The sequence below is a fragment of the Kitasatospora sp. NPDC057542 genome, assembly GCF_042801945.1.
Taxonomy (GTDB): Bacteria; Actinomycetota; Actinomycetes; order Streptomycetales; family Streptomycetaceae; genus Kitasatospora.
Genome location: NZ_JBHVFE010000287.1, coordinates 1 through 11,419, shown reverse-complemented (window position 1 = coordinate 11,419; position 11,419 = coordinate 1). Strand labels below are relative to the sequence as shown.

Here is an 11,419-nt window from a genome sequence, read left to right as displayed (position 1 = left end):
CCACGGCGGTGGCGGCGGCGGGTCGTCGGGTGAGCGCGGGATGATGTGCGCGACATCGACCATGGTTCGGGCGGCTCCTGTTGTCGGTCGGGCTAGGACGGGACGCGGGGGGCGGTACCGGTCAGCGTCACGGTGTTCCGACACTCGTACGCGACCGCGGCGGCCCTGCCGATCTTGAGGGCGATGTCCGCGTACGCCTGGTGGGCCTTGCCGAGGGAGGCGCCGTCGACGACGTCCCCGGAGACCAGCACGCCGAAGTACTTCGGCGGGGGCTGGTCGCTGTCGTCCCGCGGGGCGTCGAAGTCGCACGGCACGTAGAGCCGGACCGATGCGTTCCCGTCGACGTTCTTGGAGTCCACGACCCATCCGGTCGTGCCGGGGCCGAAGTCGAGTGGGGTGGCCGATCCGCCACTGGCGTCGTTCCTCCGGTCGGCGTCGATCCGGTCGCGTGCCGGTCGTACCTCCGCGTCGAGCAGGATGGTCGCGCCCGGCCACATGATGCGGCAACGGGAGTCACGGCTCCCCGAGGCGGGCTTCATGGGGGTGGCGATCTCGCGGGCCGGCCTGGGCTCGACGGCTTTCCCGTCGGGGCCCGCGAGCGGCTTCAGGTCGTTCGCGTCCAGGACCCCCCAGCACGCGCTCTGCGGCAGTTCCACCGACTGCCAGGGTTTCCACGCCCACAGCCCGCCGCCCACTGCCGCCGCCACCGCGAGGGCGACGGCGGCGTGCCAGGGGCGGACCCGGGACCGGCGCCGGGGCGGATCGTCCGGGGACGGCGGGATGATGTGGGCGACGTCAGCCATTTCTCAACGCTCTCGGTGGTGGCAGGTGGGCTCGGGGGTCAGCTCTTGGGGTACACCGTGTCGTACGAGGTCTTGCCGCTGCTGTAGCCGGTGTTCTCCTCCTGGGCGGCCCGGCGGGCCACGTCGTTGATGTAGTTCGGGTCGGCACCCGCGTTGCGGCCGGCCTCGCGGACGGCGTTGACGATCGCCTGCTGCGACTTGCGCTCGGCCGCCTCCTTCGCGGCGCCGGCCTCGTCGCTGGCGTCGTTGTGGGTGTCCACCTTGTAGCCGTTGGCGACGTTGTCCATGATCTGGTTGACCGCGCTGTCGACGCCCTCGCCGATCAGGGGCGCCCGCTCCTTGAGCGCGTCGCCGGCGAACGACCAGATCTGGCCGGCGATCTCCCGCTTGGTGTCGATGGCGGCGTTGAACTCGGCGTCGCTGGCGGTGTGCTTCTGGTAGACGGCGTCGACCATCGCGCTGGTGATCAGGCCGTTGACCTGCCCAGCCGGCTTGGCGACGTTCTCGACCGCCACCGCCAGGTCCTTGTGCAACTCGGGGTGGGCCAGCACGTCCTGGATCTGGGCCGTGGTGTACGCCTGCTGCCCGGCCGCGATCGAGGCATAGGCGTCCGGGTCCTGGCCGAGCGCGCCGAGCAGGCGCTCGACCTTGGCCTGGCTGAAGAGCTGCGAGTCGGCGCCCGCTCCCTCCAACGAGCCCTGGACGTCGCCGATGTAGTTGGCGGTCATGTTCCCGAGGCTGCCGTTGAGGTTCGCGAACAGTCCGCCCTTGAGCAGGTCCGGGCCGTCCTTGGTGCCGAACGTGTCCACCACGTTCTTCATGATGTCGTTCATCGCGGCGGTGTGCGGGGGGAACTTGCCGTCGACGTCGTCGTACGCCCTGCCCGTGGTGGCCGCCTCCAGAGCGTGGCCCAGGGTGGTGACGTCGAACGGGTCGGCGGTGCCGGGGTTGGGCCGGGGCGGGTACTGCTGGTCGAGCAGGAGCGACCGGGAGCCGGTGTCGGTGAGCGCCTTGAGGTAGGTGTTCGGGCCGCCGGTGCTCTTGACGGTGCCGTCCGGGTTGTAGGTGGTCGGTGCGTCGTGGAAGAACTTGGTGGCGGCCTCGGGGCTGTGGCCGAGCCCTTCCAGGATGGCGGACATCGGGTTGATGCCCCGGATGTTGCCGTCCTTGTCGGGCACACCGATGAACTTGAGCTCGGTGAACGGGTACGCGGCCTTGGTGGCCGCGTCCCAGCGCATCGGGTTCTCCTGGGTGAGCTGGGTGACGTGCTCCGCGATCGGGTTGAGGAAGTGCGCGTCGTACTTCCCGTTCCGCAGCAGGTTCGCCGTGATCTGGTAGCCGTACGGGCTGTGCGCCGGGTCGGCGCCGGGCGGCACGGGGATCTGCTTGGCCCCGGCGGCGCGGAACCTGGTCTCCCACTCGTCCGACACGTGCACGGGCTGCTTGGTGTCGGTCGCGGTGGCCAGGGTGAGGCCCAGGTCCTTCTGGATGGCCTTGAGCGCGGCGCTGCGGGCCGGGCTGTTGGCGTAGTCGCCGCTCTGGGCCATCGCGCCGTACTTGGCCATGAAGGTGCCCGGGTCCTGGTTGCCGTAGAAGGAGGTGGCGAACCGCGGGTCGTTCTTGTGGTGGTCCAGGATGTCCTGGAGGTGCTTGACCTGGGCGTCGGAGGCCTGGCCGCCGAGGCTCAGGATGTAGGTGGCCGCCTTGGCCTCCTCCTCCGGGATGCCGCCGACGGGGTTGGCGTTGAACGCGGTGCCGTCGCTGCCGGTGTCGTCCCCCAGCGCCCTGGAGGCGTCGAGGTCGGCCTCGGTGGCGCGGTCGATCGCGTCGCCGATGGCCTTGGCGGCCGTTTCGGCCTTGGCCTTCCAGCTCTTGGCGTACTCGGCGTCCTTCTTGTCCTCCTGGGTCGTGGGCGGAGGCCAGTGCACCGCGCCCTCGCCGTCGACGGTGAGGCCGGCGTCGGTGGCGTGCTGGACGGCGGTGGTGAGGTCCTGTTTGGCGGCCGTGATCTCGGTGTGGGCGTCGCGGAGGGTCTTGGCCAGGGCCGAGGCCTCCTCGAAGGCCGCGTGGATCTGGTCGCGGGCCCAGGTGAGCTTGGCGTTGGCGAGGCCGGCGGCGTCGCCGTGCCAGCCGGACTGCTGGATGGTGCCGAGGACCTCGTTCTGCATCCGCTGGGTGAGGTCCCACTTGCGGACGAGGCTCTCGAAGTCGCCCGCCGCGGAGGCGAGACTGCCGAGGTCGACCTGCTTGAGTTGACTGAACGTCACCATGATTGTGCTGTATCCCCCCGCTCGCGCTGACGCTAGCTTCCGGCGCCCTGCGGCTTGTTGAAGTTGGCCTGGATGTCCGAGTCGGTCTTGGTGTAACTCTGGGCCGTGGTCTGCAGGTTGGTGCCGATGTCGCCGACGGTGGTCTGCAGCCCGCCGGACTGGCTGGTCCAGGTTCCCCAGGTGGCGGTGAGTGCGCCACCGAGGTTCCAGCCCTTGAGGGACCCGGCCGCGGCGTTGACGTGCTCGCCGGGCTGGTCGCACTCGGTCTTGACGGAGTCCCGCAGTGCGAAGGCGTTCTGTGCGGCCTGCTGGAGCACGCCGGGGTTCACGGCGACGGTCTTGCCGCCGCCCGCCGGGCCCAGCGAGACCGGTGCGGCGTTGGCGCCGGCGAGGTCCGGGAACTGCTTCTTCGCCTCTTCGGTCAGATTGCCCTTGTCGTCGAAGAGCCACGGATTCATGCGACGCTCGAATTCGAGGTCGGTCATTGTTTGCCCCCAGGTAAAGATCGGCATGGATTGTACTATTTTCACGGCATGAATTTTGGTGAATTGACTATTGATTCCTGGTTAACGCATGGTGAATCGCGATGGGAATGTCGGGTTCGTACTGTGCCGAGCCGCACATTGCCCGACACGCGGCGGCGTGCCAGAGTGCCGGGCATGAACCATCCGCTCGCGGCCGAGCCGCGCCCCTCCGCCCCCGCCCCCGCGCACGTCTTCGACTGGCTCGACGAGACGGCCGCGATGCGGGCGGAGGCCGGGCTGACGCGGACGCTGCGCAGCCGGGCGGCGGACGACGCGGTGCTGGACCTCGCGGGGAACGACTACCTGGGGCTGACCAGGCACCCGGTGGTCACCCGGGCGGCGGCGGACGCGGCGCTGCGCTGGGGAGGCGGCTCGACGGGGTCGCGGCTGGTGACCGGGACGACCGCGCTGCACACCGAACTGGAGGAGGAGCTGGCCGAGTTCTGCGGGGTGGAGGCCGCGCTGGTGCTCTCCTCCGGGTACACGGCCAACCTCGCGGCGCTGACCGCGCTCACCGACCCGGACACCCTGATCGTCTCCGACGCCTACAACCACGCCTCGCTGATCGACGGCTGCCGGCTCTCCCGCGCCGACGTCCACCGGGCCCCGCACAGCGACCCGGCGGCGGTCGCCGAGGCGCTCGCCGGGCGCGCGCAGCGGCGGGCGCTGGTGGTCACCGACTCGGTGTTCTCGGTGGACGGCGACGCGGCCCCGCTGCCCGAACTGTCCGCTGCCGTCCGCGCGCAGGGCGCGGCGCTGTTGGTGGACGACGCGCACGGGCTGGGCGTGCTCGGCCCCGGCGGCACCGGGGCGCTCGCGGCGGCCGGGCTCGCCGGGCAGCCGGACACCGTGGCCACCGTCACCCTCTCCAAGTCGCTCGGCTCGCAGGGCGGCGCCGTCCTCGGCCCGCGCCGGGTGATCCGCCACCTCACCGAGACCGCCCGCACCTTCATCTTCGACACCGGCCTCGCCCCGGCCGCCGCCGGAGCCGCCCTCGCCGCCCTGCGGCTGCTGCGCGCCGAGCCGGCCCGTGCCGAGCGCGCCCGCGAGGTCGCCCGGACTCTGGCCAGGCAGCTCACCGCCGCCGGGCTGCGGGCCTGCGAGCCCGAGGCCGCCGTGGTCTCCGTCCGCGCCCCCGGCCCCGAGGCCGCCGTCGCCTGGGCCGCCGACTGCCGCCGCGCCGGCCTCGCCGTCGGCTGCTTCCGCCCGCCGTCCGTCCCGGACGGCATCTCCCGGCTGCGGCTGACCGCGCGGGGCGACCTGACCGACGGGCAGATCGCCGAGGCCGTCCGCATCGTCGCCGAGCTGGCCCCGGCGGGCGCGCGGAGCTGAAGCCCCGGGGGCCCTACTTCTTCCTCGCCCGGCTCGGCTGGACCCGGGTGGGCTCGCCGGCCGCCTTCGGGTGGTCCGGCGGGTACGGGAGTTCGCCGAGGCCCTCGTCGCGCAGCTGCTTGTCGTACAGCTCCAGCAGGGCCTCCAGGTGGAACGCCTGGCCGTCCATCTCGGCGTTCAGGTCGCCGAGTTCGGCGAAGCGGGCGGGGACGGTGCGCAGGTCGAAGTCCTCGGGGGCGGCGTCGTCCAGTTCCTCCCAGCGCAGCGGGGTGGAGGCGGTGGCGCTGGGGCGGGCGCGCAGGGAGTAGGCGGAGGCGATGGTGCGGTCGCGGGCCATCTGGTTGTAGTCGACGAAGATCCGCTCGCCACGCTCCTCCTTCCACCAGGCGGTGGTGACCTTCCCGGGCATCCGCTGTTCCAGCACCCGGCCGAGCGCGATCACCGCGTGCCGTCCGTCGGTGAAGGTCCACTCGGGCGCCAGCGGCACATAGACGTGCAGCCCGCGCCCGCCGGAGGACTTGGGCCAGCCGCGCAGCCCGTACTCCTCCAGCAGGGCGCGCAGCTCGTGGGCGGCGCGGACGGCGTCGTGGAAGTCGGTGCCGGGCTGCGGGTCGAGGTCGATGCGCAGCTCGTCCACGTGGTCGGTGTCGGAGCGCCGCACCGGCCAGGGGTGGAAGGTGAGGCAGCCCAGGTTGGCCGCCCACAGCACGGCGGCCGGCTCGGTGGGGCAGATCTCGTCGGCGGAGCGGCCGCTGGGGAACTCGATCCGGGCGGTGGGCAGCCAGTCCGGCAGCCCCTTGGGCGCACGCTTCTGGTAGAAGAACTCACCGTCCACCCCGTCCGGGAAGCGCTGCAGGGTGGTCGGGCGGTCGCGCAGCCCGCGCAGCACTCCGTCGGCGACGGCCAGGTAGTACTGAGCGACGTCCAGCTTGGTGAAGCCGCGCTCGGGGTAGTACACCTTGTCCGGGTTCGACAGCCGGACGGTGCGTCCGGCGACATCCAGTTCCACGGCTGAGCCCACGCCCCTCACGCTAAGCGCCGAACGCTCGGCGCGCGCCCCGAGAGGAACCGGGCGAGGATCGGTGGCATGGACCTGCCCGTGATGCCGCCGGTGGCGCCGATGCTCGCCAAGTCGGTGGCCGAGATCCCGCCGGGGATGCAGTACGAGGCCAAGTGGGACGGCTTCCGTTCGGTCGTGTTCCGCGACGGCGACGAGGTGGAGCTCGGCAGCCGCACCGGCAAGCCGCTGACCAGGTACTTCCCCGAGCTGGTCGAGGCGTTCAAGCGGGAGCTGCCGCCGCGCTGCGTGCTGGACGGCGAGGTGGTGATCGCCCGGGGCGGCCGGCTGCGCTTCGAGGAGCTGCTGGAGCGGATCCACCCCGCCGCGAGCCGGGTGAAGCTGCTCTCCGAGCGGACCCCGGCCTCCTTCGTCGCCTTCGACCTGCTCGCGCTCGGGGACGAGAGCCTGCTGGGCGAGCCGCTGTCGGTGCGCCGCCCGGCCCTGGAGTCCGCGCTCGCCGACGCCACCGATCCGGTGTTCACCGCCCCGGCCGCCACCGACCTCGACCTCGCCCGGACCTGGTTCGCCGAGTACGAGGGCGCCGGGCTGGACGGGGTGGTCGCCAAGCCGCTGGACCAGCCGTACCGGCCGGGGGAGCGGACCATGTACAAGATCAAGCACGAGCGCACCGCCGACTGCGTGGTGGCCGGCTACCGCGAGCACAAGAGCGGCCCGGTGGTCGGCTCGCTGCTGCTCGGCATCTTCGACGACGACGGCAGGCTCCAGCACGTCGGCGTCTGCGCCGCCTTCTCGATGGCCCGCCGCCGCGAACTCGCCGAGGAGCTGGCGCCGTTGCGGATGGAGGACCTCTCCCGGCACCCCTGGGGCGGCTGGGCGGACGAGGCCGCGCACGCGGAGGGGCGGCTGCCCGGCGCGGTCAGCCGCTGGACCGGCGGCAAGGACCTCTCCTGGATCGCGCTGCGCCCGGAGCGGGTGGTCGAGGTCGGGTACGACCACATGGAGGGCGCCCGGTTCCGGCACACCGCGCAGTTCCGCCGCTGGCGGCCGGACCGTACGCCGGGGAGCTGCACCTATGCGCAGCTGGAGGAGCCGGTCTCGTACGACCTCGGCAAGGTGCTGGGGATCTGACGATGTGCCGTGGGCCCGACCCGGACGACCGGGTCGGGCCTTCGACATGGTTCAGGTTCAGGAGACGTGCAGCGTGGGGGTGCCGGTGGGCACCGCCGGAGTGGTCGCCGTGGGCGAGACCGCCGGCGAGGGGGAGGTTGTGGGCGAGACCGCCGGCGACGGCGACACCGTGGGCGAGGCCGTGGGCGAGGCCGTCGGCGAGGCCGTGGGCGAGGGGGAGGCCGTGGGCGAGCCCGAGCCGGGCGGGGTGGGCAGCGTGTAGACGTTGTTCGGCGAGACGATCTGGGTGATCGCCCGTGCCAGGGACGTCGAGGGCTCCGAACCACCCTGCTGGATGTCGGTGTTGAGCAGGATGACCAGGCTGGCCTGCGCCTGCGGCAGGTAGAGCACCACACTCTCGTACCCGGGCAGCGAGCCGTTGTGGCCGATCCACCCGTGGGTGGTGAACACTCCGAAGCCGTAGCCGAGGTCGGGGCTCGTTCCGACGGCCTTGAACTTCAGCCGCTCCGCCTGGGTGGCCGGCTTGAGCAGCGGCTCGCCGGTGGCGAGCACCTTCGACCAGGTCTGGAGGTCGGCGAGGTTGGAGACGGCGGCGCCGGCCGCCCAGCCCCAGGACGGGTTCCAGGTGGTGGAATCCTCGACCGCGCCGCTCTGCGTCTGGTTGGTGTAGCCGTGGGCGTGCGGGTCGGGGAAGGCCGCGTCGGTCGGCAGGGACGTCTTGGTGAGCCCGGCCGGGGTGAACACCTGCTGGTTCAGGAAGTCCTGGAGCGGCTGTCCACCGACCTTCTCGACCACCAGGCCGAGCAGGATCAGGTTGGTGTTGGAGTACTCGTACTTGGCGTCCGGGGCGAAGTTCGCCGGGTGCCTGAACGCGAACGCGAGCAGTTGGTCCGGGGTGAAGGGCCGGTTCGGGTCGCTGAAGAACGCCTGCTGGAAGTCCGGGTCCCGGGTGTAGTCGAACAGGCCGCTGCGCATCTCGCCGAGCTGGCGCAGGGTGATCCCGTCGCCGCCGGGCACGTTCGGGACGTACTTGGAGACCGGGTCGTCCAGGCCGAGCTTGCCCTGGTCCACGAGACGCAGGACGGCGGTGGCGGTGAAGGTCTTGGTCACGCTGCCGATGCGCATGTACAGGTCGGGGGACATCGGCGTCCCGGCGTCCTTGTCGGCGACGCCGAAGGTGCGCTGGTAGCTGCCGTCGGGGGCGGTGTAGCCGACGATCACCCCGGGGATGGAGGCCTGGCTCATCACCTGCTTGATCGCGACGTCCAGGCGGCTCATGACGTCCGGGGTGAGCCGCACCACGCCGCCGGAGGGGCTGCTGTTCGGCGTGGGGGACGGGCTGAGCGCGGCCGGCTCGGCGGTGACCGCCGGACCGGCCTGCTGTGCGGGCTTCGAGTCCCCGGAACAGGCGGAGACGGCGAGCAGGCCGGTCAGCGCGAGGGCGGCGGAGGCCACCCGGGCGGAGCGGGCAACGGCCGCCCGCGGCGAGTGGGGTATCCGCACGGAGCGGGGCGTGGTCGGGCACGTGCGTCGGGTGTCGGTCATCAAGGCGCCTCTCCGGGGCGGTCGGCCCCTTGGCGAAGGGCCCCGGAGCGCTGGTCGGCCAGGCCGGAGTGCTGCTCCACGGGGCTGCGGGGGAGCGTCGCCACCGTAAGCACCGCCGCCGTGTGGCCGCGCGCGGGTCGGCGCCCGTCCGGACCGCACGGGAGCACCGTCAGCCGGGTGCCCCGCCGGGCCGGCAGGCCCTGGTCGGGCACTCCGGGAGGCCGGCGGCCGGTGTCGTGGCGGCCGCCCCGCGCTCGGCCGGACGGGTGAGCACCGGCACGCCGCACCCGTCGTCGGCCGCGGCTCGGGCACGATCGTTCAGCCCAGCTGTGGCCGCCCTTAAGAATTCCTCGATGGACCGCACCCGCTCCGACCAGGCAGATTTCTGCCTGCCCGGAGCGCGTCGGTCACGAGCGGCCGAACCGGGCCCCCTCGGCCTGCCCCCGAACCCGCAGGCCGTCCCACCCGCACGTCAGGAGCCGCCGTGAAGGCACTCGTCAAGCAGCAGGCCGAGCCCGGGCTCTGGCTGATGGACGTCCCCATGCCCGAGATCGGCCCCGGCGAGGTGCTGATCAAGGTGCTGCGGACCGGCATCTGCGGCACCGACCTGCACATCCGCAAGTGGGACGGCTGGGCCCAGCAGACCATCAGGACCCCGCTGGTGCTCGGCCACGAGTTCGTCGGCGAGGTCGCCGAGATCGGCGCCGGCGTCGCGGACATCGCGGTCGGCGACCTGGTCAGCGGTGAGGGTCACCTGGTCTGCGGCAAGTGCCGCAACTGTCTGGCCGGCCGCCGCCACCTGTGCCGCAACACCATCGGCCTGGGCGTCAACCGCGACGGCGCCTTCGCCGAATACGTGGCGCTGCCCGCCTCCAACGTCTGGGTGCACCGGGTGCCGGTCGACCTGGACGTGGCCGCGATCTTCGACCCGTTCGGCAACGCCGTGCACACCGCGCTGTCCTTCCCGCTGATCGGCGAGGACGTGCTGGTCACCGGCGCCGGCCCGATCGGCATCATGGCCGCCGCCGTCGCCAAGCACGCCGGCGCCCGCCACGTGGTGATCACCGACGTCTCCCCGTACCGCCTCGACCTGGCCCGCAAGGTCGGCGTGACGCTGGCGCTCGACGTCTCCCAGCACACCATCGAGGAGGGCCAGCAGAAGCTCGGCCTGCGCGAGGGCTTCGACGTCGGCCTGGAGATGTCCGGCCGCCCCGAGGCGATGCAGTCGATGATCGCCAACATGACCCACGGCGGGAAGATCGCCATGCTCGGCCTGCCCGCCGAGCAGTTCCCGGTGGACTGGGCCTCGATCGTCACCTCGATGATCACCATCAAGGGCATCTACGGCCGCGAGATGTTCGAGACCTGGTACGCGATGTCCGTGCTGCTGGAGGGCGGCCTGGACCTCAGCCCGGTGATCACCGGCCGCTACCCCGCCACCGACTTCGAGGCCGCCTTCGACGACGCCGCGAGCGGCAACTGCGGCAAGATCATCCTCGACTGGACGGTCTGAGCCCGACTCAGCCCCGCCGAACTGCTCCCGCCGAACTGCCAAGGAGACCGCAGTGTTCGACAACGTGCGCGCCGACGTCGCCACCACCCTGGACGAGATCCGCGAGGCCGGCCTGTTCAAGCCCGAGCGGGTGATCGGCACCCCGCAGAGCGCGGCGGTCACCGTCACCGCCGGCGGCCGCCCGGGCGAGGTGCTGAACTTCTGCGCCAACAACTACCTCGGCCTGGCCGACCACCCCGAGGTGCTCGCCGCCGCCAAGGACGCCCTGGACCGCTGGGGCTACGGAATGGCCTCGGTCCGCTTCATCTGCGGCACCCAGGACGTCCACAAGGAGCTGGAGGACCGCCTCTCGGCCTTCCTCGGCCAGGAGGACACGATCCTCTACTCTTCCTGCTTCGACGCCAACGGCGGTGTCTTCGAGACCCTGCTGGACGACCGCGACGCCGTCATCTCCGACGCGCTGAACCACGCCAGCATCATCGACGGCATCCGGCTCAGCAAGGCCCGCCGCCACCGCTACGCCAACCGCGACCTGGCCGACCTGGAGAAGCAGCTCCAGGACACCCGGGACGCCCGCCGCCGCCTGATCGTCACCGACGGCGTCTTCTCGATGGACGGCTACGTCGCCCCGCTGCGCGAGATCTGCGACCTGGCCGACCGCTACGACGCCATGGTCATGGTGGACGACTCGCACGCCGTCGGCTTCGTCGGCGCGAACGGCCGCGGCACCCCCGAGCTGCACGGCGTGATGGACCGCGTGGACATCATCACCGGCACCCTCGGCAAGGCCCTCGGCGGCGCCTCCGGCGGCTACGTCGCGGCCCGCCGGGAGATCGTCGCCCTGCTGCGCCAGCGCTCCCGCCCGTACCTGTTCTCCAACTCGCTGGCCCCGGTGATCGCGGCCGCCTCGCTCAAGGTGCTCGACCTGGTCGAGAAGTCCAACGAGCTGCGCGAGCGGCTGGCGGCCAACACCGCGCTGTTCCGCACGAAGATGACCGAGGCCGGGTTCGAGATCCTGCCCGGCGACCACCCGATCGCCCCGGTGATGATCGGCGACGCGGCCAAGGCCGGCCGGCTCGCCGAACTGCTGCTGGAGCGCGGCGTGTACGTGATCGGCTTCTCGTACCCCGTGGTGCCGCACGGCCAGGCCCGGATCCGGGTGCAGCTGTCCGCGGCGCACTCCACCGAGGACGTCGAGCGCGCCGTCGCGGCCTTCGTGGACGCGCGCGCCGAGCTGGAGGGCTGACCCCCACCCGGACTGCCCGTGGGCCGGACCGCTCGGA

9 protein-coding genes are annotated in these 11,419 nt (G+C 72.1%); 4 read left to right on the top strand and 5 right to left on the bottom strand.

What is annotated here, in order from left to right; translation table 11 throughout:
- Positions 1–92 precede the first annotated feature (92 nt).
- The 3 genes from ACFU7Y_RS29220 to ACFU7Y_RS29210 are packed head-to-tail and all read right to left on the bottom strand — an operon-like array spanning position 93 to position 3,558.
- Positions 93–803: a hypothetical protein gene (locus ACFU7Y_RS29220; RefSeq protein WP_224284555.1), complete on the bottom strand. Its 711-nt coding sequence runs from the start codon at positions 801–803 to the stop codon at positions 93–95.
- Between the two features lie 38 nt (positions 804–841).
- Positions 842–3,073, bottom strand: a complete 2,232-nt coding sequence (locus tag ACFU7Y_RS29215) for a hypothetical protein (RefSeq protein ID WP_224284554.1) — start codon at positions 3,071–3,073, stop codon at positions 842–844.
- Between the two features lie 32 nt (positions 3,074–3,105).
- Entirely contained in the window at positions 3,106–3,558 is a 453-nt protein-coding gene (locus tag ACFU7Y_RS29210) for a WXG100 family type VII secretion target (protein WP_224284553.1), read from the bottom strand.
- Between the two features lie 174 nt (positions 3,559–3,732).
- Between ACFU7Y_RS29210 and ACFU7Y_RS29205 the strand changes: the two genes are divergently transcribed.
- Positions 3,733–4,929 carry an 8-amino-7-oxononanoate synthase gene (locus tag ACFU7Y_RS29205; protein WP_380770190.1) on the top strand — a complete coding sequence of 399 codons (1,197 nt, stop codon included), beginning with the start codon at positions 3,733–3,735 and terminating at the stop codon, positions 4,927–4,929.
- Between the two features lie 13 nt (positions 4,930–4,942).
- Here the strand turns inward: ACFU7Y_RS29205 and ligD are convergent, their stop codons facing one another.
- A complete protein-coding gene (gene ligD / locus ACFU7Y_RS29200; RefSeq protein ID WP_224284642.1) occupies positions 4,943–5,950 on the bottom strand; it encodes a non-homologous end-joining DNA ligase in 1,008 nt (335 codons plus the stop codon).
- A gap of 66 nt (positions 5,951–6,016) precedes the next feature.
- Between ligD and ACFU7Y_RS29195 the strand changes: the two genes are divergently transcribed.
- Positions 6,017–7,078, top strand: coding sequence for an ATP-dependent DNA ligase (locus ACFU7Y_RS29195; protein ID WP_224284643.1), 1,062 nt, complete (start codon positions 6,017–6,019; stop codon positions 7,076–7,078).
- Positions 7,079–7,135: 57 nt separating this feature from the next.
- Here the strand turns inward: ACFU7Y_RS29195 and ACFU7Y_RS29190 are convergent, their stop codons facing one another.
- The gene (locus ACFU7Y_RS29190) at positions 7,136–8,623 is read right to left on the bottom strand and encodes a serine hydrolase (RefSeq protein ID WP_380770189.1); all 1,488 of its coding nucleotides are present in this window, start codon (positions 8,621–8,623) and stop codon (positions 7,136–7,138) included.
- Positions 8,624–9,107: 484 nt separating this feature from the next.
- On the opposite strand from ACFU7Y_RS29190, the gene tdh reads away from it, so the two are divergent.
- Both tdh and ACFU7Y_RS29180 read left to right on the top strand, forming a co-directional pair.
- Entirely contained in the window at positions 9,108–10,136 is a 1,029-nt protein-coding gene (gene tdh, locus ACFU7Y_RS29185) for an L-threonine 3-dehydrogenase (RefSeq protein WP_224283715.1), read from the top strand.
- Between the two features lie 52 nt (positions 10,137–10,188).
- Positions 10,189–11,382, top strand: coding sequence for a glycine C-acetyltransferase (locus ACFU7Y_RS29180; RefSeq protein ID WP_224283716.1), 1,194 nt, complete (start codon positions 10,189–10,191; stop codon positions 11,380–11,382).
- The last annotated feature ends 37 nt before the right edge of the window (positions 11,383–11,419 follow it).

What these genes read in the sequence shown, in the direction of transcription:
- ACFU7Y_RS29220 (WP_224284555.1), bottom strand. Translation starts at nt 803, where the DNA reads ATGGCTGACGTCGCCCACATCATCCCGCCGTCCCCGGACGATCCGCCC.
- ACFU7Y_RS29215 (WP_224284554.1), bottom strand. Translation starts at nt 3,073, where the DNA reads ATGGTGACGTTCAGTCAACTCAAGCAGGTCGACCTCGGCAGTCTCGCC.
- ACFU7Y_RS29210 (WP_224284553.1), bottom strand. Translation starts at nt 3,558, where the DNA reads ATGACCGACCTCGAATTCGAGCGTCGCATGAATCCGTGGCTCTTCGAC.
- ACFU7Y_RS29205 (WP_380770190.1), top strand. Translation starts at nt 3,733, where the DNA reads ATGAACCATCCGCTCGCGGCCGAGCCGCGCCCCTCCGCCCCCGCCCCC.
- ACFU7Y_RS29195 (WP_224284643.1), top strand. Translation starts at nt 6,017, where the DNA reads ATGGACCTGCCCGTGATGCCGCCGGTGGCGCCGATGCTCGCCAAGTCG.
- ACFU7Y_RS29190 (WP_380770189.1), bottom strand. Translation starts at nt 8,623, where the DNA reads ATGACCGACACCCGACGCACGTGCCCGACCACGCCCCGCTCCGTGCGG.